General features: G+C 73.5%; 17 protein-coding genes. 8 read left to right on the plus strand and 9 right to left on the minus strand.

Going from position 1 to position 22,559, the window contains the following annotated elements:
- The first annotated feature begins 38 nt into the window (after positions 1–38).
- Genes ACQRWP_RS28705 through ACQRWP_RS28715 form a run of 3 tightly spaced genes read left to right on the plus strand, consistent with a single transcriptional unit; the run spans position 39 to position 2,372 of the window.
- On the plus strand, positions 39–779 hold the full coding sequence (locus tag ACQRWP_RS28705; RefSeq protein ID WP_430499195.1) for a 5-oxoprolinase subunit B family protein: 741 nt from the start codon (positions 39–41) through the stop codon (positions 777–779).
- Positions 776–1,639, plus strand: a complete 864-nt coding sequence (locus ACQRWP_RS28710; RefSeq protein ID WP_430499196.1) for a biotin-dependent carboxyltransferase family protein — start codon at positions 776–778, stop codon at positions 1,637–1,639. Before ACQRWP_RS28705 ends, ACQRWP_RS28710 begins: the two co-directional genes overlap by 4 nt.
- The gene (locus ACQRWP_RS28715; RefSeq protein ID WP_238677582.1) at positions 1,623–2,372 is read left to right on the plus strand and encodes a LamB/YcsF family protein; all 750 of its coding nucleotides are present in this window, start codon (positions 1,623–1,625) and stop codon (positions 2,370–2,372) included. The genes ACQRWP_RS28710 and ACQRWP_RS28715 overlap by 17 nt, the downstream gene beginning before the upstream one ends.
- Before the next feature lie 32 nt (positions 2,373–2,404).
- Here the strand turns inward: ACQRWP_RS28715 and ACQRWP_RS28720 are convergent, their stop codons facing one another.
- From ACQRWP_RS28720 to pdhA, 6 genes are all read right to left on the minus strand, one after another.
- A complete protein-coding gene (locus tag ACQRWP_RS28720) occupies positions 2,405–4,237 on the minus strand; it encodes an NHL domain-containing thioredoxin family protein (protein WP_430499199.1) in 1,833 nt (610 codons plus the stop codon).
- Positions 4,238–4,364: 127 nt separating this feature from the next.
- A complete protein-coding gene (locus ACQRWP_RS28725; RefSeq protein ID WP_430499201.1) occupies positions 4,365–7,136 on the minus strand; it encodes an LppU/SCO3897 family protein in 2,772 nt (923 codons plus the stop codon).
- A gap of 342 nt (positions 7,137–7,478) precedes the next feature.
- Complete coding sequence (locus ACQRWP_RS28730; protein ID WP_165435866.1) at positions 7,479–7,616, minus strand: hypothetical protein; 138 nt, start codon at positions 7,614–7,616, stop codon at positions 7,479–7,481.
- Positions 7,617–7,834: 218 nt separating this feature from the next.
- Positions 7,835–9,292 carry a dihydrolipoamide acetyltransferase family protein gene (locus tag ACQRWP_RS28735; protein ID WP_430503320.1) on the minus strand — a complete coding sequence of 486 codons (1,458 nt, stop codon included), beginning with the start codon at positions 9,290–9,292 and terminating at the stop codon, positions 7,835–7,837.
- Between the two features lie 5 nt (positions 9,293–9,297).
- Positions 9,298–10,287 (minus strand): alpha-ketoacid dehydrogenase subunit beta, encoded by a 990-nt coding sequence (locus ACQRWP_RS28740; protein WP_410819723.1) that lies wholly within the window; start codon positions 10,285–10,287, stop codon positions 9,298–9,300.
- Entirely contained in the window at positions 10,287–11,462 is a 1,176-nt protein-coding gene (gene pdhA / locus ACQRWP_RS28745) for a pyruvate dehydrogenase (acetyl-transferring) E1 component subunit alpha (protein WP_430499203.1), read from the minus strand. Before pdhA ends, ACQRWP_RS28740 begins: the two co-directional genes overlap by 1 nt.
- Before the next feature lie 526 nt (positions 11,463–11,988).
- Here pdhA and ACQRWP_RS28750 point away from each other — a divergent pair.
- Positions 11,989–12,882: a hypothetical protein gene (locus ACQRWP_RS28750; protein WP_430499204.1), complete on the plus strand. Its 894-nt coding sequence runs from the start codon at positions 11,989–11,991 to the stop codon at positions 12,880–12,882.
- Between the two features lie 21 nt (positions 12,883–12,903).
- Complete coding sequence (locus ACQRWP_RS28755; RefSeq protein WP_430499206.1) at positions 12,904–13,527, plus strand: phosphatase PAP2 family protein; 624 nt, start codon at positions 12,904–12,906, stop codon at positions 13,525–13,527.
- Between the two features lie 70 nt (positions 13,528–13,597).
- On the opposite strand, the gene ACQRWP_RS28760 is transcribed toward ACQRWP_RS28755, so the two are convergent.
- Genes ACQRWP_RS28760 through ACQRWP_RS28770 form a run of 3 tightly spaced genes read right to left on the minus strand, consistent with a single transcriptional unit; the run spans position 13,598 to position 18,381 of the window.
- A complete protein-coding gene (locus tag ACQRWP_RS28760) occupies positions 13,598–14,821 on the minus strand; it encodes a hypothetical protein (RefSeq protein ID WP_430499208.1) in 1,224 nt (407 codons plus the stop codon).
- Positions 14,822–14,878: 57 nt separating this feature from the next.
- Positions 14,879–16,564: a GTPase gene (locus tag ACQRWP_RS28765; protein WP_430499210.1), complete on the minus strand. Its 1,686-nt coding sequence runs from the start codon at positions 16,562–16,564 to the stop codon at positions 14,879–14,881.
- Positions 16,561–18,381 carry an ABC transporter gene (locus ACQRWP_RS28770; RefSeq protein WP_430499212.1) on the minus strand — a complete coding sequence of 607 codons (1,821 nt, stop codon included), beginning with the start codon at positions 18,379–18,381 and terminating at the stop codon, positions 16,561–16,563. The genes ACQRWP_RS28765 and ACQRWP_RS28770 overlap by 4 nt, the downstream gene beginning before the upstream one ends.
- Positions 18,382–18,601: 220 nt before the next feature.
- Between ACQRWP_RS28770 and dnaK the strand changes: the two genes are divergently transcribed.
- The 3 genes from dnaK to dnaJ all read left to right on the plus strand — a co-directional run bounded on the left by dnaK (position 18,602) and on the right by dnaJ (position 22,553).
- Positions 18,602–20,479, plus strand: coding sequence for a molecular chaperone DnaK (gene dnaK / locus ACQRWP_RS28775; RefSeq protein ID WP_430499214.1), 1,878 nt, complete (start codon positions 18,602–18,604; stop codon positions 20,477–20,479).
- 48 nt (positions 20,480–20,527) lie between these two features.
- Complete coding sequence (gene grpE / locus ACQRWP_RS28780; RefSeq protein ID WP_430499216.1) at positions 20,528–21,286, plus strand: nucleotide exchange factor GrpE; 759 nt, start codon at positions 20,528–20,530, stop codon at positions 21,284–21,286.
- An 85-nt stretch (positions 21,287–21,371) separates the two neighbouring features.
- Positions 21,372–22,553 (plus strand): molecular chaperone DnaJ, encoded by a 1,182-nt coding sequence (dnaJ, locus tag ACQRWP_RS28785; protein WP_355576063.1) that lies wholly within the window; start codon positions 21,372–21,374, stop codon positions 22,551–22,553.
- Positions 22,554–22,559: the final 6 nt, after the last annotated feature.

Genomic DNA, 22,559 nt, shown 5'->3' on the forward strand with positions numbered 1-22,559 from the left:
GAACACCCCAGCGGCACGACATCGGCGAGGATGAGCGGATGCGGATCCGACAGGTCGGGGCGCACGCCCTGCTACTCGACTGCACTGCCCCCGCCGATACCCCCGAAGCCGTGGCCGACATCCGGGAGGCCGCGTTTGTCGAAGCGTGGCGGGCCGAGCTGTGGCGGCGTCGGGAGCGGGGCGACCTGATCGCCGTGGAGATCGTGCCGGCGGCCCGGACCGTGCTGCTCGACGGCCTGCCCGACCCGACCACCACGGCCGAGCAGCTGACCCGATGGGCGTCCGCCGTCACCGCCGCGACCACCAGCCCCAACCAAGCCGACGACGACGCCCAAGCCCAAGCCCACAACGCCACAACCGAAGACCACGACGCCACAACCGAAGACGGATCCGACGACGCGGCCTACGTGGTCGTACCGGTCACCTTCGACGGGCCGGACCTGCCGGCGGTGGCGGAGCACTGGGGCGTGGACGTGCCGGCAGTGCGGCACCGGTTGACCAGCACCCGGTTCCGGGTCGCCTTCTGCGGCTTCGCTCCCGGATTCCCCTACCTGACCGGGCTGCCCGCCGAGTTGGCGCTGCCCCGGCTGGCCACACCCCGTCCCCGGGTGCCGGCCGGCTCGGTCGCGCTGGCCGGCCCGTACGCCGGCATCTATCCGGGCGCCTCCCCGGGCGGCTGGCAGTTGGTCGGTCGGACCAACCTGGTGCTGTTCGACGTGGCCGCCGACCCGCCGGCCCGACTCGGTCCGGGCACCACGGTCCGGATGGCGGCGGCGTGACCCACCCGGCCACCATCGAGGTGCTCCGCGCCGGTGCGCTCACCACCGTGCAGGATCTGGGCCGGCCCGGCTGGGCGCACCTGGGCGTACCCCGGTCCGGCGCCCTCGACCCGGGTGCCCTGCGGTTGGCCAACCGACTGGTCGGCAATCCGGAACACGCGGCCGGCCTGGAGATCACCCTGACCGGCTGCACCCTGCGGCTGACCCGGGCCGCCACGGTGGCGGTCACCGGCGCCGATGTCCCCGTCCAGACGGGTGTCCGGCCCGGTGACACCGGACGCCCGCTCAGCGTGCCGGCCGGGACGGTGCTGCGGATCGGTCCCGCCCGGCGGGGCGTACGGAGTTGGCTGGCGGTGGCGGGCGGCATCGACGTGTCACCGGTGCTCGGCAGCCGGGCCAGCGACACCCTCTCCGGGCTGGGCCCTCCTCCGTTGCGGGACGGCGACCGACTGCCGCTCGGCGCGCTGGTCGGCACCCCCGCACCGGTGGACCTGACCGTGTGCCCCACGCCGCCTGAAGAGCTGCACCTGACGCTGGGCCCCGGCCCTCGCGAGGACTGGTTCACGACGACCGCGTTCGACCGGCTCTTCGGCAGCGCGTACACCATCAGCCCGGTGAGCAACCGGGTCGGCGCGCGGCTCGCCGGCGCGGCGCTGCCCCGCGCGGTGGCCGGCGAACTCCCCAGCGAGGGCATCGTGCTCGGCGCGGTGCAGGTGCCGGCGGACGGACAACCCCTGATCTTCCTCGCGGACCATCCGACCACCGGTGGATACCCCGTCATCGGGGTGGTCACCGACGTGACCCCGCTCGCGCAGGCCCGGCCAGGTACTACCGTCAGATTCCATGGACCTCAACGCTGACCTGGGCGAGGGATTCGGCATCTGGCGACTCGGCGACGACGAGGCGCTGCTGAGCCTCGTCACCTCCGCCAACGTCGCCTGCGGCTTCCACGGCGGCGACCCGTCCACCATGCGGCGGGTCTGCGAGGGCGCCGCGCGCCGCGGGGTCGCGGTGGGCGCGCAGGTCGGCTACCGGGACCTGGCCGGCTTCGGCCGGCGGCACATCGCGTACGACTTCGCCGAGCTACGCGACGAGGTGACCTACCAGTTGGGGGCGCTGGACGCGTTCTGCCGGCTGTTCCGCACCCGGGTCCGCTACCTCAAGCCACACGGCGCGCTCTACCACGCGGCCAGCACCGACGAGTCCCAGGCGGCGGCGGTGGTCGCCGCCGTCAGCGGTTACGACGCCGAGCTGCCCGTGCTCTGCCTGCCCGGCTCGACGCTCGCCCAACTTGCCGTGGGCGCGGGCCTGCCGGTCGTCGCCGAGGCGTTCGCCGACCGCGCCTACCTGCCCAACGGGGCACTGGTGCCGCGCGGCACCCCCGGCGCGGTGATCACCGACCCCGAGCAGGTCGCCGAACGGGCGGCGCGGATGGCCACCGAACGCAGCGTGGTGGCGGTCGACGGCACCGTCATCCCGTGCTCGGTCGACTCGATCTGCGTGCACGGCGACACCCCGGGCGCGGTCTCCGCCGCCGAACTCGTCCGCGCCACCCTGATCGACGCCGACATCACCCTGGCCCCCTTCGCCTGACCGGAGGGGCCCGGCGGGCCCCTCCGATCGCGTCAGGCGTCCAGGCCGCGAAGCACCAGCGGCAGCCGGGTCACGGCGCCGTCGACCACCCGGACCGGTACGCCCCAGTCCTGCCGGGTCAGGTGGCACGCCGCGTGCTCGACGTCCGCGTCACAGGTCGCCGCCTGCGCGGTCACCTGGAGCACCCCAGCGGTGACCTCGCCGTTGAGCACCAGCCGACGGGACAGCTCGGTGCCCGTGCCGGCACCGTCCACCAGCAGTTCCGGCGGGGACGCGGAGACCACCAGCCGGGTCGACGGCCCGTACGTCTCGTCCAGCTTCTGCCCCGGCGCCGGGGCGAAGACGATGTCCAGGGTGACCTCGCCGGCCGCGACATCGGTCGGCTTGCGCTCGGTGCGGTGCCGAGGCCCGTCCACCGTGCTGGCACCCGCCGCCGACAGGGCACCCGGCGCGAGCCGGGTCAACCGGTGCGCGGCGGACTCCACCACCAGCACCTCACCGGACGGGGTGAGCACCAGGTCGCTCGGCTCCGCCAACCCGTCGGCGACGGTGGAGACCTGGTTGCTGGCCGGGTCGAAGCGGCGCACCGCGCCGTTGTACGTGTCCGCGATCAGCACCGAGCCGTCCGGCAGCGCGCACACGCCCAGCGGGTGCTGGAGAAGCGCAGTCTCCGCTGGACCGTCCACGTGCCCGAAGTCGAACAGGCCCTGCCCGACGGCGGTGCCCAGCACGCCGTTCTCGACGTACCGGATCGAGCTGGTCTCGCTGTCGGCCACCCAGAGCCGGGTGCCGTCGGCGGAGGTCGAGAGCCCCGACGGCTGGGCCATCCACGCCTCGGCCAGCGGGCCGTCGCGCAACGCCTCGACCGTGGTGCCGGCGTACATGCCGGCGGTCCGCTTGATCGGGTCGAACCACCAGAGCTGGTGGATGCCGGCCATCGCGATGATCAGCTTGTCGTCGTACCAGGCCAGGTCCCACGGGGAGGAGAGGTCGACGGCGAACGCGTCGTGGGCGTGGTCGTCGACCTCGGCGCGCCACTGCCGCCCGCTGCCGGCCACGGTGACCACCTCGCCGGACTCCAGCCGTACGCCGCGCAGCAGGTGGTTGACCGTGTCGGCCACCACCAGGTCGTAGCCGGCCACCTCGGCGACGTGCGTGGGCAGCAGGCACACCCCCTGTGGCTCGGAGAACGTCGCCGCGGCGGCCGGCCCGTCCGCCCGGCCCCGCTCACCCGAGCCGATCCGACGCACCGGCGTCTCGCCGTCCGGGTCGATCTCGACCAGGGAGTGCCGGGCCGAGTCCGAGACCAGCAGGTTGCCGTTCGGCAGCAGCACCGCCTTACCCGGGAAGCGCAGCGCGGTCTCCGGTGCCGGCGGCGGGACGTACGGGCCGTTCCCCCGGTGCAGGGTGCCCTTGGCCTCGTGGGTGGCGACCAACTCGTCGATCAGTCGGGCCAGCCCCTCGGCGTGCCCCTCGCCGGCCATGGTGGCCACCACGTAACCCTCGGGGTCGATCACCGACAGGGTCGGCCAGGCCCGGGCCGCGTACTGCTGCCACATGTCCAGCTCAGGATCGTCGAGTACGGGGTGGTGCACCCCGTACCGCTCCACCGCGGCGGCGAGCGCGTCGGCGTCCTTCTCGTGCTCGAACTTCGGCGAGTGCACGCCGATCACGACGAGCACGTCGCCGTACTTCTCCTCCAGCGGGCGCAGCTCGTCGAGCACGTGCAGGCAGTTGATGCAGCAGAACGTCCAGAAATCCGCGATGACGATCTTGCCGCGAAGGTCGGCGAGCTTGAGGTCGCGTCCACCGGTGTTCAGCCAGCCCCGACCACGCAGTTCGGGAGCCCGTACTCGTGCGCTCATGCACCCATCGTGCCTGACCATCGGCCCGCGTCCGGCCGGAGGGGGCGAGATTTGGTCGTCGCCGACACCACCTGCGGGTACGACGACGGCGGGGCCACGGTTGCCCGTGACCCCGCCGTCGGTGGAGCTACTTCGTGGCCGGCTTCAGGCAGAGCACCCGGTTGGTGCCCTCACCCGGCAGCACCACGTGGGGCTGCGTCGTGTCGGTGCACTTTTCCTTGGCGTCCACCTTCGAGACGATCGTGAACGCGCCCGCCTCGCCGCAGTCCGCCGCCGAGGCGCCGCCCTGCCCGGACTGCTTCACGCAGGTGCCGACCGCCGGGTCGAAGGCCGGCGTGTCGTCCCCGCCGACCTTGCCGAGCAGCAGCAGCAGGCCGAGCGGCACCGCGAGGATGAGCATCGCGGCGATCAGCACCGCGGCCAGCACCCGGCCGTTGCGTACCTTCGGCGTCGGGGGCTCCACCTTCGGCTCGTCGGCGTCCGGCTTGAACGCGTCGAACCGGCCCTGGTCCGACTGGCCGGCCTCCTGGCCCCAGGACGGCGCGGGCTGCAGCGGTGGCGGGAACGACGGCGGGAAGCCGCCGCCCGGTACCGGTTCGGTCGCCGGCCCGCCGAAGCCCGGCGTGCCGGAGCCCGGGCCACCGAAGTTCGGCGCACCGAAGGTCGCCGTCCCGTTCACGGTGCCGGCGGCAGGCGACCCGGGGCCGCCGAACTGGTCCGCCGGCGGCTCGGCACCGGAGTGTGGGCGGGTGCCGTTCACCGGCCTGTTGTTGCCCGGGGCGTCGACGAAGGACGGCACACCGGGCGGGAACGCCGGCGGCGCCGACGGGGCCTCGTTGAACGCGTTCGGTGCGGGCTGCCGGTCGTCGAAGCGCGGATCGGCCGGGGACTCGCCGCCCCAGCCGGGCCCAGCCTGCCGTTGCGCGTCGTTCTGCCAGTCGGGTGCGGCCTGCTGCCGTTGCGCGTCGTTCTGCCAGTCGGGTGCGGCCTGCTGCCGCTGTGCCTCGTTCTGCCAGTCGGGAGCGATCTGCCGCTGCCCCTCGTGCTGCCAGTCGGGCGTGCCCTGCCGTGGCGCGTCGTCCTGCCACTCCGGAGCACCCTGGCGGTCGGCGCCCGGGTCGCCCTGGAACGCCTCCGGCTCCGGCTCGGCCTCCGGCTCCGGTCGTGCCGGACGGCCGTACACCCGGGGTTGCGGGGTGGCCGTGCCCGTCGGTCGGATGGCCTGGTCGGTCGGGGGCATCACTCGGCTGGCCAGCGGCACCGAAGCGCTCGCCGTTGCCCGCGCCGCTGCGCTGGCTGCCGACTCGGCGTCCGGCACCGGTACGACCGCGCGGCCCGCTCCGGACTCCGGAGAGGTACGCGGGGCGGGCACCACCGCGCCACTCGCCGGGACGTCCTCGGGGCGGCCACCGTACTGCGCGGCGGCGTCCGGGGTCTCCCGCTCGGGGTAGGCGGGCTGCTCGGGGATCGGGGCGAACTGGGCCTGGGGGGCGTAGTCGGCTGGCGGGGCGGCAGCCAGGCTGGCGCCCGGGACGCGCTGCTCCTGCGGAGGCAGCGGCACCGCGTTCGCCGGCGAGATGCCCGGTGCGGGCCCGGGCTGGTAGGCCGGTGCCTCGTCGACCCGGTCCGCTTCCCAGCCCCCACGGGACTGGGCGGAAGCCTCGGCCTCCGCGCGACCCCACACCTCACCGGGGGCCCACGGCTCGACCTCCGGCACGCCGCCGGAGTTGCCCTGCGCGGCATTGTCCGGGCCGGCGGCCCAGTTGGGCGCGCCGCCGCTGGTGGGCACGCTGGCGCTGGCCCGGGCGGGGAGGTTGCTCGGCTCCGCCGGGGTCCACCCTGCCTGCTCCGGCCGCTCGGTCGGCTGCTCCGGCTGGGAGAGCACCCAGTCGGGCTGCTGCGGACGGCCCTCAGCGCCGCCCCAGGCGGCTGGCTGCGCGGGCTGGTCCTGCCGCGCGTCGCTGCCGTCGTTCCACCCTGCGGGCTGCGCCTGCTGCTGCGCGGCCCATCCGCCGGAGTTGGCCGGGTCGTCCTGCGCGGGCCAGGTCGTCGTCGGGGCCGGGACCTGGGCAGCGCCACGGGCCGGGTTCGGCTGGGCGGCCTGACCCCAGCCGGGGGCGGGCTGCTCGGTCGCTTCGGCGGGCTGGCCCCAGGCCGGTGGCGACTGCTCCGCCGGCGTCCACACCGGCTGGTCGTCGTGGGCGGCGCCGCCGGCGGGCCAGCCACCGTTGCCGGTGGCCTGGTCCTGCTGGGCGCCGCCGGACCAGCCGGCGGCCTGCGGTGCGTCGGGTTGCGGAGATTCGGCTCCGCGCCAGTCGGCGGCGGGCGGGTTGGCCTGCGGCGCGTCGCCCCAGCCGCCGGCGCTGGCCGGGTCCTCCTGGGCGGGCCAGGCGGCGGTGGCCGGGGGAACCTGCGCGGCGCCCCGTGCGGCCGGCTGGACCTGCACCCAGTCCGGCTGCTCAGCGGGGGCGTTCGGCGTCCAGGCCTGCGCGGGTGCGCTCTGCTCGGCGGGCGTCCAGCCCTGCTGCTGCGCGGCCCAGGGGTCGGGCTGTGCCGGAGCCGGCGCGCCGTCGTTGCCGGGCCACGCGCCGGGCTGCTGCTGCGGCGGCTCGCTCGCACCACCGCCAGCGGCCCAGGCGGGCTGCGCCGGGTCGTTGGGCTGCGGAGCGGCGGCGGCACCCCAGGCGGGGGCCGGCGGCTGCTCGGGCTGGGTCGCCCATGCCGGCGCCGACGGGTTGGACCGCGTCGGGGGCGGGGGTGCCCAGCCCAGGTCGGGGCCGCCGGCGTTCTGGCCGTTGTCCGGCTGCGCCGGGCGGTCGCCGTACGGCGCCGGTCCGCCGGCGCCCGGTGACACCTCGTCCGGCTCTTGGCCGGGTCGGTGCGGGCCCTCGGACGTCATGGGTGCGCCTCCTCCATCACATGTCGGCTCGCCGGTGCCGATCGGTCTCCTCGGCGTGGCTGCCGGCGTCACCGGCGTACCGCTGTGCCGGCTCCCCGCACGGTATCGGGTGGTGGCACGACACGTCCAAGGAGCACTGGTCGTCACTCACCGTGGCCGGTTGATGTCGAGCAGCTTTGTCGGCTCGGCCTCTGCCGGGTCGGCGGGCGGCGACCGAAGCCCACCGTACCGGGCGCTGCGGCAGGGCGGAATCCCGGTGGTGGTGGTTGGGAAACGCCGATGGCCCACCCGGTGGGCCGGGTGGGCCATCGATCTGGAGGAGGTGAGGAATGTCGTGGAGCGTCAGCTCATGTGACGCTGGGCGATGACGAGGATTTCCTCGCGGACCGCCGGCGAGTTCGCCGAGCGCAGCGCGTGCTCGATGGCACGGGCGCGGCGGGTGGCGTCGCGGTGGTTGCGGATTCGCTCGATCATGCTCATTGGTGGGTCCCCCTAGCTATTCGGTTGTCAGCCCCTGATGCATCTATTCAACAGCAGAAGCCGGCGAACTTCCATCGATTATTAGGTGAGCTGAGACACCTGCCTAACAATCAAAGGTCAACAGGCCATCTGGCCGACGGTTCCGTCGCCCAACGGACACGGCCGGTGTGCCGGGCGTTAACCCGTGACACACCGGCCGTGGCTGGCGTTCGAACCGATCAGGTCCAGGCGAGCAGCGCCGCCTCCGGATCCGTGAGGAAGTCCCCGACGTCCCGCAGGAACTTCGAGCCCAGCTCACCGTCGATGATCCGGTGGTCGAAGCTCAACCCCAGCGTGGTGACCTGACGAACCTTGACCTTGCCCTTGTGCACCCAGGGCATCTCCCGCACCGCGCCGAAGGCCAGGATCGCGGACTCACCCGGCGGCAGGATCGGTGTGCCGGTGTCCACCCCGAACACGCCGACGTTGGTGATGGTCAGGGTGCCGCCGGACATGGCCGCCGGTGAGGTGCGGCCGGACTTCGCCGTCTGCACCAGGTCGGTCAGCGCGTCCGCCAACTCCCGCAGCGAGAGTCGGCCGGCGTCCTTGACGTTGGGCACGATCAGGCCGCGCTCGGTGGCCGCCGCGATGCCGAGGTTGACGTACTCCTTGACCACGATCTCGTCGCCCGCCCAGGTCGAGTTGACCATGGGGTGCCGTTGCACCGCCAGCAGCACCGCCTTCGCCACCAGCAGCAGCGGCGAGACCCGTACGTCGCGCCACTCCCGCCGGCCGCGCAGCCGGTCCAGGGCCTTCATCGCCCGGGTCACGTCGACGGTCAGGAACTCCGTCACGTGCGGGGCGGTGAACGCCGAGCGGGACATGTTCTCGGCGGTCAGCTTGCGGACGCCCTTGACCGGGATGCGCTGCTCCCGGTCCGCGCCGAAGCTGGGCGCGGTCGTCGCCGCGATCGGCTCGGCAACCACCACGCTCGCACCGCTCGCCGCCTGCTGCACGTCCTCCCGGGTGATCGAGCCAAGCGGCCCCGACCCGGTCAACGTGCCGAGGTCGACCCCGAGATCCTTGGCGAGCTTGCGCACCGGCGGCTTGGCCAGCACGCCGCCGGTCGCCGTCGCGGCCCGCCCGTTCTGGGCCGGCGCCACGACCGGCGTGACCACCGGTGGCGGTGTCGGCGCAGCCGGTGCGGGAGCCGTCACGGCCTGCGCGGGGACCGCGCCCTTGCGGGGGCGGCGCTTCGCGGCGGTGGTACGCGGGCCGTAGCCGACCAGCACCGCCGTCCGCCCACCCGGGGCCGCGCCACCGATCAGGCCGGGCTCGACCATGCCCTCGGCCGGCGCCACCTCCACCGCCGCCAGCGAGGCCGCCGACGGGGTGGGCAGGTCACCGCTGGGCGTGGCCGTGGTCGACGGCGCCTCCAACGGGCCGGCACCCGGGTCGGTGTCGATCGCGATGATCGGCGTACCGACCTCGACGGTGGTGCCCTCCGGGTGGTGGATCGCCTGCACCTGACCGGCCCACTTCGCCGGGATCTCCACCGCCGCCTTGGCCGTCTCCACCTCGACGATCGGCTGGTTCAGCTCGATGGTGTCGCCGACCTTGACCAGCCAGGCCAGGATCTCGCCCTCGGTCAGCCCCTCGCCCAGGTCGGGCAGGTTGAACGTCTTGATCCGGGACATGTCGCTCACCAGCCAAAGGAGCGGTCGACGGCGTCGAGCACCCGATCAAGGTCGGGCAGGAACTCCTCCTCCACCCGGGCGGCCGGGTAGGGGATGTCGAAGCCGGTCACCCGCAGCACGGGCGACTCCAGGGAGTAGAAGCACTCCTCGGTGATCCGGGCGGCCAACTCGGCGCCGAGGCCGATGTTGGACGGCGCCTCGTGCACCACGATCGCACGGCCGGTGCGCTTCACCGACTCGTACGCCGCGGTCAGGTCCAGCGGCGAGAGTGAACGCAGGTCGATGACCTCCAACTCCCGGCCGTCCTCGGCGGCGGCGGTCGCCGCCTCCAGGCAGGTCCGCACCATCGGGCCGTAGGCCAGCACGGTGACGTCGGTGCCGGGCCGTACGACCCGGGCCGAGTGCAGGGGGTACGCGTCGGCCAGCGGCGCGTCCAGGTCGACCTGGCCCTTCTCCCAGTAGCGCCGCTTGGGCTCCAGGAAGACGATCGGGTCGTCCGAGGCGATGGCCTGCTGGATCATGACGTACGCGTCCTGCGGGTTGGAGCAGGTCACCACCTTCAGGCCGGCGGTGTGCGCGAAGTACGCCTCCGGCGACTCGGAGTGGTGCTCGACCGCGCCGATGCCGCCGCCGAACGGGATCCGGATCACCATGGGGATGCTGAGCCGGCCGCCCGAGCGGTAGTGCATCTTCGCCACCTGCGACACGATCTGGTCGTACGCCGGGTAGACGAAGCCGTCGAACTGGATCTCGCAGACCGGCCGGTAGCCGCGGATGGCCAGACCGACAGCGGTGCCGATGATGCCGGACTCGGCCAACGGGGTGTCGATCACCCGCTGGTCGCCGAAGTCCTTCTGAAGACCGTCGGTGATCCGGAAGACGCCGCCGAGCTTGCCGACGTCCTCGCCCATGATGATGACCTTGGGGTCGTTCTCCAGGGCGCGGCGCAGACCGGTGTTGAGGGCCTTGCCGATGGTGAGCGTCTCCGTGGCCATCAGTGGGCGCTCCCCTCGAACGACTCCATGTAGCGGCTGAACTTCGCGCGCTGCTCGTCGAGCAGCGGAGACCCGTTGGGGTAGACGTGGTCGAACATCGTCACCGGCTCCGGGTTCGGCATCTCGAGCACCCGCTCGCGCAGGTGCACCGACTCGCGGCGGGCCTGCTCGTCGACCTCGGCGAAGAAGCCCGCGTCGGCGATCTTCTGCTTCTCCAGGAAGGCCTTGACCCGGGCGATCGGGTCCTTGGCCTGCCACGCCTCGACCTCGCTGGCGATGCGGTAACGGGTCGGGTCGTCGGAGGTGGTGTGCGCGCCCATCCGGTAGGTGTACGCCTCGATCAGGCTCGGGCCCTGTCCGAGGCGGGCGTTGTCCAGCGCGGTGCGGGTGACCGCGTACGTGGCGAGGACGTCGTTGCCGTCCACCCGTACGCCGGGGAAGCCGAAGCCGGCGGCCCGCTGGTAGAGCGGGACGCGGGTCTGCCGCTCCAGCGGCTCGGAGATCGCGTACTGGTTGTTCTGGCAGAAGAAGACCAGCGGCGCGTTGAACACGCTGGCCCAGACGAAGGCCTCGTTCACGTCGCCCTGGCTGGTGGCGCCGTCGCCGAAGTAGGCGATCGCCGCCTCGCCGTCGTCGGTGCCGGTCTTGCCGTCGATGGTGATCCCCATCGCGTAGCCGGTCGCGTGCAGGGTCTGCGCGCCGATGACGATCGTGTACATGTTGAACTTGAACTCGTTCGGGTCCCAGCCGCCCTGGTCGACGCCGCGGAACAGGCCGAGCGGCATGATCGGGTCGATGCCCCGGCAGTAGAGGACGCCGTGCTCCCGGTAGGTCGGGAAGGCCATGTCCTGAGTACGCAGCGCCCGCCCGGAGCCGACCTGGGCGGCTTCCTGGCCGAGCAGGCTGGCCCAGAGGCCCAACTCGCCCTGGCGCTGGAGAGCGGTCGCCTCGGCGTCCAGCTTCCGGACCAGCACCAGGTCGCGGTAGAGACCGCGGTATTCCTCGTCGGTGAAGTCGACGCGGTACTCGGTGCCGTCCGGCCCGGTGGCGCTGTCGATCCGCTCGCCTTCGGGGGTGAGTAGCTGCACCAGCGCGGGGTCGCCGGCCGCGCCCTTTTTGGAGCGGGGTGCAGCCCGCCTGCTGCGGGTGGTGCCCCCGGGGTCGCCCTTTGCCATCGGTCTCTCCCTGTCGTGTCTGCGTCGGCACCGGGGGGTCACCCGGCCGCGCAACTCGTGCGCCTGCCCGGCTGCTGCCGGACCGGTTCCTGGCGGCCGCGCCTAGCCCCGGTGGGGGTTGCCGCACGGCGTGATCCGGGTTCTGGCCGAACCCGGATCGGGAGCGCCGGCGCTCAACCGCGCCTGCCGCGAGGGTGCGCGGAGGTCACGGCTGCGTTGCCGTCGTGCTCCATATTCGCAGAGCAGGTGAGCGCGCCCACAGTACGCCTGCCTCCGCAATCCGACCGCCCATGCTTTGACGCCGTTTGTCGCCATCATGCCGGCCCGCGTTTCCCATGCGTTGCGGCACGATTCGTCACCGTTCGGGCAGCACCGCGTGTCGACACGCGGTGGAGGTTGGCTGACCCAGGGTGACTGCGCGAGGCTGATTCCCGCAGGATCGCGCCTATCGGGTTATTTGTCGGGGTTTTGCCCCCGGCGGCGTCGATCCATGTCCTCCGACGGCCGACGACAAGGGGTGTGTGCGGTGTACGAGCCAGGTGACGGTCCCGGCACACCAGCGCTTGGTCGGCACCGGTCGGCTGACGGCTACCGCCGGGTGGTCGGTGTCCACCGGGCCCCCGGCGCCGGTGGCCCCTCCCGCGGTTACCTGCTCACCGTCGCGCTGCTGGCCGGCACGGCGTCGATGCCCATCCTCGCCGCGATCAGCGCGGGCTCGGCCACCCCGGGCAGCACCGCCCTACCGGACAGCAGCACCCCGTTCATGCCGACCCCGTCCGTCGGGCCGGTGGTGATCCCGCTGCCGATGACCAACCAGCCACCGCTTACCCCGCTCGGCACACCCAGCGTCGGCCCGACCAGCGGCTGGCTGCCGGCCGCTCCGCTGCGTCCACGGGAAGGGCCCGCCGCCGATCCCGGGCCCGCCCGGTGGACGACCGCCCCACCGGTGGCACCGAGACCCACGCGGAGCACCTTGCCGCCGGTGCCCCCGCCCGTCGCGCCGCCACCGCCGACCGACCCCGACCCGACCGACCCGCCGGACCCGGACCCGACCGACCCGGACCCGACCGACTCGCCGGAACCGGACCCCACCGACCCGGACCCGACCGGCTCGGCCGATCCCGATCCGACCCCGACCCTGACGGCGGACCCGACGCCCACACTGGACCCGACGCTGGGGCCGACACCCACGCCGCCCGACGACGCGACCGCGACCGCCGTGCCGACCAGCACCCGGTCCGTGCCGGCCCCCACACCCACGCCGCCCGCGGTACCGACCCAGCCCGTCGCCGTCGGCCGTCGCCTCGACGCCCAGCGTCAGGCCGGCGCCGCTGGCCGGACCGACGTACCCTGCGGTGTGGCCGGCGGTACGGTGACGATCAGGCGCGGCCCGTCCGGCGACGGCGGTGTTCGGCGGTAGGCGCGTACCGGAGGGGGTGGCGTGGGCGGCGGTGCGGAACCCCGCCCGGTCACCACCCGGCCCGGCCCGGGGTTGCGGATCGCCCGGCTGGTCACCGAGGTGACCGCCCCGGCGGTGCTCGTGTCGCTGCTGATCATCACGGTGAGCTGGCACAGCGCCAGCCGCCCCGGTCAGGGCCTCGTCTGGGGTCTGCTCGCCACTCTCTTCGTCACCGGCATTCCGTTCGCCTACATCGTCGGCGGGGTACGCCGTGGCCGGCTCACCGACCACCACGTCGGCCGCCGGGAGCAGCGCAGGGCACCGCTGCTGGTCGGCCTCGGTTCCGTCGCGGCGGGGCTCGCCCTGCTCGCCGTGCTCGGCGCGCCCCGCCAGGTGCTGGCGCTGGCGGTGTCCGGCCTCGTCGGCCTCGTCGTCGCCGTGTCGGTCAGCCACTGGTGGAAGATGTCGATCCACTCGGCGGTGGCCGCCGGCACGCTGGTCATCCTGATGCTGACCTTCGGGACGCGGCTGGTCGTCGCCGCACCGCTGCTGGCGGTGGTCGGCTGGTCCCGGGTACGGCTGAAAGACCACACGGTGGCGCAGGTGCTGACCGGAGGTGCGTTAGGCGCCCTGATCGCCGCGGTGATCTTCGGCCCGCTGCGCTAGCCCGGCCCATGTCCGCTGCGCTAGACCGGCGCAGGGCGGGCGGCGCGGGGCCGCCCACCCTCGGAGGCCGTCAGGCGCCGTCGTCGGCGAGGCGGTGCCGGTTCGCCTCGATCCACGCGTCCAGTGCGGCCGGGTCGTCCGGGTCCACCCCGTCGGCCATCAGCTGCGCCACCGCGGCGGTGGCCGCGCTGCGCCGCTCACCGGTCGAGTAGAGGCGGGCGAACTCCGGCACCATCTCCTCGATCGCCTCGTCGGTGCGCGCCGCCGCCGCCTCGGGCAGCCCGCGCTGGCGCGACGCGTACCGCGCCCAGGCCCGCAGCACCCGGGGCAGCATCGCCGCGTCGTCCATGTCCAGCACGGCCCGGCGGTGCACCCAGTCGAGCAGGAAGAGCCCGGACACGGCAGGGCTCCAGCGCATTGGATCGGCGTCCGGGAAGCTCGCCGAGTGGTCCAGCAGCAGGCTCAGGCAGAAGTGCAGGGAGGCCAGCTCGGGGCCGTCGACGGCGTCCAGCCCGAAGCGGGCGGCCTCCGGCGCGGCGAGGAACCGCCGGACCAGGTCGGTGCGCTCGGCCGCGGAGAGCGGCTCGACCTCCGCCGGCCCGGTCGGGACGGCCGCGGTGGGCAGCATCGCCAGCCGGGCCCCGACCAACGCCCGGTCGGTGGCGAGCGACCCCTCGCCGGGCAACTCGCTCAGGTCGTCGGTGACCGCCAGATGGCGGGCCACCTCGCCCCGGAACCGGGCCGGATCTTCGGTACGGAACCAGGTCAGCTCGTCGTCGGCGCACATCTGCCGGACCTGGTCCAGGATCCGTTCGGCCGGCCCGCCCACGAAGATGTCCTTGGTGATCCCGATGTTGTGGTCCACCAGGGCCACCAGCGCGTGCTCCGAGCCCCCGGACCCGTCGTCGTAGGCGAAGGTCGCGAGGTAGGAGGTCTGGTCGCCGTACACGTCGCCGTACGCCCAGGTGCCGGTGAGGTGCACCCGGCCGAGCTGGGCCGTCCAGGTGGGCGCCTGGCTGCCCGGGCGCACCCGATCGGCGCCCTCGGCGGTCGGAACGAGCGTGGCGAAGACCTGCCGGATGGTGGTCGCCGCCGCGATCCTGCGGCGGGCGGTGGCGGCGAGGAAGCCCGTGACGAACTCCCGTACGGCGGCGTCGCGGTCGGTCTCCGCGATCGCGTAGACACTGCCCAGCAGGGCGCTGCCGAGCATCTCGGCGTCGAGGGCGGACTCCAGCTTGGTCACGTCGCGTGCGGCGTGCAGCACCGCGTCGTAGGGGGTCTGAGGCGTGGCCATGCTCCGACCCTACGCCGCCCGAGGCGTACGCAGAGCGGTAGCGAGCCGTGCGGAGCGTCAGCGGCGCGCGGCGTCCCGCAGCGCGTCGCGTGCCTGCGCGTACGAGCCGAGCACGATCCGTACCGGTGCCAGCACGTACTCGTCGCCCACCCGGGCGACACGCGCCGTCAGCCGCTGGTCGGCGCGGGCCCGGGCGCGCCGGGCGGCCCAGCGCACCACCGGACGGGTCAGCGCCGCCACCAGCAGCCCGGCCAGCAGGCCGCCGAGCAGCAGCACGGTCGGCAGCGGCACCTGGCCGACCATCGGGTTGTCCAGCGCGGGCAGGCCGAGGGCTCGCACCGCGTAGCCGAGCACCAGCCAGCCCAGCCCGACCACTGCGGCGAGGGTGACCAGCCACTGCACACCGCCGACGACCCGCCACCACAGCGGGCGACGGTCGAGGCCGAGGTCGGTGCCGGCGATCGTGCGATCCAGGGCGTCCGGCAGGTCGCCGAGGCGGGACCGGGCGGCGGCGGTCACCGCACCGGGCCAGGCGGCGGGCAGGTCGGCGGCGGCCCGGTCGGCCACCGCGCGGATGGCGAGGCCGAGCGCCGAGCGCTGGGCGGCCGTCGGGTCCGGTACCGAGGTGGCCGCGACCAGGCTCTCCGCCGGGTCGGTCTGGTCGCCGGTCGGGCCGGGCAGATGCAGCCGACGCAGCGGGTCGGGCCGCAACCGCCGCCAGCCCCGGACCACGGGCCAGCCGGTGGCCGCGCCGGCCCGGTGCCGGTACGCCCGCTCCACGGCCTCGGTCACCGCAGGCACCCCGGCCGTCCCGGCCAACGCCCTGTTCAGTCCCTTGACGGCGGTGTCGTCCGGCCCGTCCGCCGGCCGGGCCGAACCGACCAGCTCGTCCAAGCCGGCGACGACAGTGTCGACGTCACCCGCGAGCCGGCGCAACGCGGCCTGCCGCTCGGCGACCGTGCGCTCCAGCGCGTTGCGCAGCCCGACCATCCCGGCCGGATCGATGGCGGTGGTGGCCAGCAGGGGCACCCCGGTCAGCCCGTCCGTGTCGAGCAGCCGACGCAGGTCGTCCAGGACCCGGGGCACCTCGGCCGGGGGCAGCCGGTCGGCCTGGTTGAGCACGACCAGGGTGACCTCGCGGTGCCGGTGGAACTCGCGCAGGTAGCTGTCGTGGATGACCCGGTCGGCGTACTTCTGCGGGTCGACCACCCAGACCACCTGGTCGACCAGGCCGAGGAGGCGGTCCACCTCGAGCCGGTGCGATCGCTGCACCGAGTCGAAGTCGGGCAGGTCGAGCAGGATCAGCCCGTGCAGGGCCGTCTCGTCGTCCGCGTCCAGGGCGCTCTCCCGGACGAAGCGGTGTCGGGGCAGTACGCCGGTCCAGTCGAGCAGATGGTTGGCGCCCTCCAGCGGCCCCCACACGCACGCGTGGGTGACGCCGGTGGTCGGCCGGCGGACCCCGACCGGCGAGAGTTCCAGTTGGGCCAGCGCGTTGAAGAGGCTGGACTTGCCGCTGCCCGTGGCGCCGGCCAGGGCGACCACTGTGTGGTCCCGGGACAGCGCGAGCCGGGTGCCGGCCCGCTCGACCAGGGTGTGCGCGGGCACCAGGTCGGAGTCCGGCAGCAGACCGTCCACGGCGGTCAGGAACCGGCGTACCGCGTCCAGGCGGGCGATCAGCGCGTCGGCGTCGACCCGCTGGTCCCCGCGGAACACCTCGCGGACCCGGCCGGCGATGTTGCTCACCGGGAACCCTCCTCGTCGGCGGCGGACAGGCCGCTGCGGTGCCGGGCCAGCTCGACCCGGCCGGCGGCCCGGCGCAGCCCGTCGCCGGCGTCCTCGGCGGGGCGGGCGTCGGCGGTGCGGCTCAGGAAGCGGTCGGCCTCCGCGTCGAGCAGCGTCCGCACCCGGTCCAGCAGGTCGGCGCGGGCCTTGGCGGCGAGGGTACGCACCGCCTGGTCGCCGAAGATCGCCTGGAGGACGGCCTGCGCGGCGACAGTGGTGCCGGCCCCGGTGGCCAGCTCCAGCCCGGTCGGGATGAACGCGGTGGAGGCGAAGACGGCGATCATCACGGCCAGCCCGGTGGCGTTCACCGCGTACGCGGCGGTGCGGGCCACGAACCGCTTGTCACCGCCCTCGACCCGGACCAGTTCCAGCACTCCGCGCTGCCAGTCCCGGACCATGCGCTCGGCGCGTTCGGGTAGGTCGTCGCTCGGGTGGGCGAGCGCCGGGTCGAGCAGCCCGGCGCCGGCCGGGTGTGCCTTCCACCCGGTGTACGCGGACTCGGCGGCCTCCGAGGCGACCCCGCGCAGCAGCGTCACCAGTTGGGACTCGATGGCGTTGCGCAGCTCGACGGCGGGCGCCGGCCGACCGGTGACGGCGGCCACCACCCGGTCCCGGAGGCGGCCGATCCGTGCCTCCAGCGTGCGGAACAGCTCGCCGGTGCCGACGAACTCCTGCCAGCGGGCGAGCACCTCACCCCGGAGCAGCCGGCCGTCCTGAAGCCCCTGCTCGACGGTGCGCTCGGCACCCCGGTACGCGGCCTGGACCCGTTCGTCCAGCCCGTCGGCGGCGGCGAGCTGCTCATCGGCGGCGTCGGCCAGATCCTCCACGGCGGGGTGGAGGGCGGCCAGCGCCCCGTCGAGGGTCTGGCGGACCACCGCCGCCCGCGCGTCCACGTCGGCGGCCAACCGGGCGAACCAGTCGGCCAGTGGGGCGGTGACTCCCTCGGGCAGCAGCCCCTGACCGTCGACCCAGGTCTCGGGCAACACGAACAGCGGCGCCCGGCCGAGGTCCTGCTCGGCGAGCATCTCGGTCAGGTGCGCGGCGATCTCTTCGGTGGCCTCGGCGGGCACCCGGTCCAGCACCATGGCGATCACCGCGCCCCGCGCCCGGGCACTGCGCAGCAGCTCCCAGGGCACCGCGTCGGCGTACCGGGCGGCGGTGGTGACGAAGAGCCACAGATCGGCGGCGGCCAGCAGTTGGGTGGCGAGCGCCCGGTTGGCGTCGACGACCGAGTCGATGTCGGGTGCGTCGAGGAAGGCCAGCCCGGCGGGCAGGGCCGGGGCGGTGACGAGGTGCAGGGCGCGCGGATCGTCGCTCGGCTCGGTGGTGCGGGTCAGCCCGGGCAGGAGGTCACCCTGCCGGAACCAGGCCGCGTCGGACGGGTTGCAGACCAGCACCGGGGAGCGGGTGGTCGGCCGGAGCACGCCGGCGGCGCTGACCCGGGCCTTGACCAGGCTGTTGACCAGGGTCGACTTACCCGCGCCGGTGGAGCCGCCGACCACCACGAGCAGTGGGGCGTCCAGCCGGGCGAGCCGGGGCAGCAGGTAGTCGTCGAGCTGGTCGGTGAGGGCGGTGGCGGTGTGCCGGGCGGAGCCGGCAGAGGGCAGCGCGAGGGGATACCGGGTCGCGCCGATCGCCTCCCGAAGGCCCGACAGTGCGCCGGGGAGGCTGTCGTCCCCGGTGGTGGCGGGCGGCTCCTCCGCGGCGTCCGGCGGGTCGGTGCGGGCTGCGACGGCGGGCGCACCGGAACGGGTGGCGGGATCGCCGTGCGTCGTCACCGCTAAAGCGTGCCCGACCGATGCAAGGGAAGACAACCGGACGGTAATAACGGCTGGGTTGCGTCGGGTTGACTCAAGTCAACTTGACGATTGGCCAACGCGTGGCACTATTGAGTCAAGTTCACTCAACTTGTGGTGGGGCCCGCTGCGGGCGGTGCTCGCCAGCAGCCCACGGGCGACGCCCGTCACCTGCACAACCTTACGAAGCGAGGAAGCGAAGATGGCACGTGCGGTCGGTATCGACCTCGGCACGACGAACTCCTGCGTCAGCGTTCTCGAGGGCGGTGAGCCCACCGTCATCGCCAACGCTGAGGGGTCGCGGACGACTCCGTCGATCGTCGCGTTCGCCCGCAACGGCGAGGTGCTCGTCGGTGAGGTCGCCAAGCGCCAAGCGGTGACCAACCCGGATCGGACGATCCGGTCGGTCAAGCGCGAGGTCGGCACGAACTGGTCCGTTGACATCGACGGCAAGAAGTACACCCCGCAGGAGATCTCGGCCCGGACGCTGATGAAGCTCAAGCGGGACGCCGAGGCGTACCTGGGCGAGCAGATCACCGACGCGGTGATCACCGTTCCGGCCTACTTCAACGACAGCCAGCGCCAGGCCACCAAGGAGGCCGGTGAGATCGCCGGCTTCAACGTGCTGCGGATCGTCAACGAGCCGACCGCGGCCGCCCTGGCGTACGGGCTGGACAAGGGCTCCAAGGAGCAGACCGTCCTGGTCTTCGACCTCGGCGGCGGCACCTTCGACGTGTCGCTGCTGGAACTGGCCGAGGGCGTCGTCGAGGTCAAGTCGACCAGCGGTGACAACCAGCTCGGTGGCGACGACTGGGACCAGCGGATCATCGACCACCTGGTCAAGACGTTCCGCGGTGAGCACGGCATTGATCTGTCTCAGGACAAGATGGCCCTCCAGCGGCTCCGTGAGGCCGCCGAGAAGGCCAAGATCGAGCTTTCCGCCGCCACCACCACCAACATCAACCTGCCGTACATCACCGCCGGCGCGGCCGGCCCGCTGCACCTCGACGTGACGCTCAGCCGCGCCGAGTTCCAGCGGATGACGCAGGACCTGCTGGACCGTTGCAAGGGCCCGTTCGAGCAGGCCGTGAAGGACGCCGGGATCAAGATCTCCGACGTCGAGCACGTCATCCTGGTCGGCGGTTCGACTCGGATGCCCGCCGTGACCGACCTGGTCAAGCAGCTCACCGGTCGCGACCCCAACAAGGGTGTCAACCCGGACGAGGTGGTCGCCGTCGGCGCCGCCCTCCAGGCCGGTGTGCTCAAGGGTGAGGTCAAGGACGTCCTGCTGCTCGACGTGACCCCGCTGAGCCTGGGCATCGAGACCAAGGGCGGCATCTTCACCAAGCTGATCGAGCGCAACACCACCATCCCGACCAAGCGCTCCGAGGTCTTCACCACGGCGGACGACAACCAGCCGTCGGTGCTGATCCAGGTGTTCCAGGGTGAGCGGGAGATCGCGGCGTACAACAAGAAGCTCGGCACCTTCGAGCTGACCGGCCTCCCGCCGGCGCCGCGCGGCGTGCCGCAGATCGAGGTCGCCTTCGACATCGACGCCAACGGCATCGTCAACGTGCACGCCAAGGACCTGGGCACCGGCAAGGAACAGAAGATGACGATCACCGGCGGCTCCTCGCTGCCGAAGGACGACATCGAGCGGATGCGCCGGGACGCCGAGGAGCACGCGGAGGAGGACAAGCGCCGCCGCGACGACGCCGAGACCCGCAACGTGGCCGAGGCGCTCCAGTGGCAGACCGAGAAGTTCCTCGCCGAGAGCGGCGACAAGCTGCCCGGTGAGAACCGCGAGCAGCTCAACGAGGCGCTCGGCGAGCTGCGTGGCGCCCTCGGCGGTCAGGACATCGAGAAGATCAAGTCGGCGCACGAGAAGCTGGCGCAGGTCTCCCAGCAGGCCGGTTCGCTGCTCTACTCGCAGCAGGCCGAGCAGGGTCAGCAGCCCGGTGGGGAGCCCGGCCCGGGTGCGACCGGCGCGACCGGTGCGACCGGCGCGACCGGCGCGCAGGCCGGCGGCCCCGACGACGTGGTCGACGCGGAAATCGTGGACGAGGACGGCAAGAAGTGACCGTCGGCCTCCGACACGTTTCCACCGCGAAGGGGATGAGGTAGCCGCATGACGCAGAAGCCACGAGCCGCCGACCCGGGCGACACCGGGTCGACGCCGGGTGGCTCCGCGACCACGGAGCCGACCACCGGCGACGGGGAGCGGGTCGTCATCCGCAACAAGCGCAAGCTCGTCGACACCGCCGAGCCGGAGGGGACCGCCACCGACGCGGAGACCGGTGTGCCGGCCGAGGGTCTGGTCGAGGACGCCGAGGTCGTGGTCGACGAGATCGAGGTCGAGGTCAACTCCACCGACGGGCCGGAACCATCCGGTCCGCCGGTGGTGGACGCCCCGGCGCAGCCGGTGGACGGCGGCGGCACGGGCACCTCGCTCGGCGCCGAGCTGGAGGCGCTCCGGGCCGAGCTCGACGAGCGGACCAGGGACCTGCAGCGGGTGTCGGCGGAGTACGCCAACTACCGCAAGCGGGTTGACCGTGACCGCAGCCTCGTGCAGGAGCAGGCGACCGGCTCGGTGCTGGCCGCGTTGCTGCCGATCCTTGACGACCTGGACCGGGCCCGGGAACACGGCGACCTGGTCGGGCCGTTCGGCACGGTGGCGGAACAGCTCACCACCGCGCTGGGCAAGTTCGGCCTGAACGCCTTCGGCGAGCAGGGCGACCCGTTCGACCCGACCCGGCACGAGGCGGTCGCGCACCAGACCTCGGCCGACGTCAGCGAGCCGACCTGCGTACAGGTCATGCGACGCGGCTACCAGCTTGGTGAGCGGCTGCTGCGCCCCGCGCTGGTCGCGGTCGCGGATCCGGAATAGTGCCAGACAGTGACCGGGCCGTCCCGTCCACCGCGCGGCGGTGGGCGGGACGGCCGGGCCACCGGGGTCGGAAGGAGGTGGACCGGTGAGTTCGAAGGACTGGATCGAGAAGGACTTCTACGCCGTGCTCGGCGTGGACAAGGCCGCCTCCGCGGATGACATCAAGAAGGCGTACCGCAAGGTGGCCCGGGAGTCGCACCCGGACCACAACCCGGGCGACCCGAAGGCCGAGGAGCGGTTCAAGGCCGCGTCCGAGGCGTACAACGTGCTGTCGGACAGCGGCCGCCGCCGCGAGTACGACGAAATGCGTTCGCTCTTCGGCTCGGGCGCGTTTCGGCGCAACGCCCGGGGTGGGGGTCAGCCGGGCGGCATGCCGTTCGACGTCTCCGACATGTTCGGCGGCGGCGGAGGCGGCGATCGTCGCTTCGGCGGCGCCGGCTTCCAGGACCTGTTCAGCTCGATCTTCAGTGGCGGTCAGGCCGGTGGGCAGGCCGCGCCCCGCGGTCCGGCCCGTGGTCGGGACGTGGAGACCGAGGTGGCGCTGGACTTCGGCGACGCGGTGCGCGGAGTGACGCTTCCCCTGACGCTGCGCGCGCCGGGGGTCTGCGACACCTGCCATGGCAACGGGGCCAAGCCCGGCACCCAGCCGCGTACCTGCCCGGTCTGTCATGGTGCCGGCGTGACCACCCGCAACCAGGGGTCGTTCAGCTTCTCCGAGCCGTGCCGCAACTGCCAGGGCGTCGGCACTGTGGTCGAGGAGAAGTGCCCGGAGTGCCAGGGCAGCGGCGGTGTCACCAAGACCCGCACCATGAACGTGCGCTTTCCGGCCGGCGTGGCCGACGGTCAACGCATCCGGCTGGCCGGGCGTGGCGAGCCGGGCGAGCGCGGCGGCCCGGCTGGCGACCTCTTCGTGCACGTCAAGGTTCGGCCGGACGAGCTGTTTGGGCGTACCGGGGACGACCTGACGCTGACCGTGCCGGTCACCTTCGCGGAGGCAGTGCTCGGCACGGACCTGCGGGTGCCCACGCTCGACGGTGCGATGACCCTGCGGGTGCCGCCGGGGACGCCGAGCGGGCGGGTGCTGCGGGCCCGTGGCAAGGGTGTGGTCCGCCGCGACGGGCAGGCCGGTGACCTGCTGGTCACGCTGGACGTGGTGGTGCCGGCCCGGTTGTCGGACGAGGCGCGCACGGCGCTGGAGTCGTTCGCCGAGCAGACCCCGCCGGCGGCCCGGGAACATCTCGACGCACGGGTGCGTCGAGTCAGTTAGTCCGGT

It is taken from the genome of Micromonospora trifolii (genome assembly GCF_050516465.1).
GTDB lineage: Bacteria > Actinomycetota > Actinomycetes > Mycobacteriales > Micromonosporaceae > Micromonospora > Micromonospora trifolii.

Coding starts and splice junctions, on each gene's coding strand:
- ACQRWP_RS28705 (WP_430499195.1), top strand. CDS start 39: ATGCGGATCCGACAGGTCGGGGCGCACGCCCTGCTACTCGACTGCACT.
- ACQRWP_RS28715 (WP_238677582.1), top strand. CDS start 1,623: ATGGACCTCAACGCTGACCTGGGCGAGGGATTCGGCATCTGGCGACTC.
- ACQRWP_RS28720 (WP_430499199.1), bottom strand. CDS start 4,237: ATGAGCGCACGAGTACGGGCTCCCGAACTGCGTGGTCGGGGCTGGCTG.
- ACQRWP_RS28725 (WP_430499201.1), bottom strand. CDS start 7,136: ATGACGTCCGAGGGCCCGCACCGACCCGGCCAAGAGCCGGACGAGGTG.
- ACQRWP_RS28730 (WP_165435866.1), bottom strand. CDS start 7,616: ATGAGCATGATCGAGCGAATCCGCAACCACCGCGACGCCACCCGCCGC.
- ACQRWP_RS28735 (WP_430503320.1), bottom strand. CDS start 9,292: ATGTCCCGGATCAAGACGTTCAACCTGCCCGACCTGGGCGAGGGGCTG.
- ACQRWP_RS28740 (WP_410819723.1), bottom strand. CDS start 10,287: ATGGCCACGGAGACGCTCACCATCGGCAAGGCCCTCAACACCGGTCTG.
- pdhA (WP_430499203.1), bottom strand. CDS start 11,462: ATGGCAAAGGGCGACCCCGGGGGCACCACCCGCAGCAGGCGGGCTGCA.
- ACQRWP_RS28760 (WP_430499208.1), bottom strand. CDS start 14,821: ATGGCCACGCCTCAGACCCCCTACGACGCGGTGCTGCACGCCGCACGC.
- dnaK (WP_430499214.1), top strand. CDS start 18,602: ATGGCACGTGCGGTCGGTATCGACCTCGGCACGACGAACTCCTGCGTC.
- grpE (WP_430499216.1), top strand. CDS start 20,528: ATGACGCAGAAGCCACGAGCCGCCGACCCGGGCGACACCGGGTCGACG.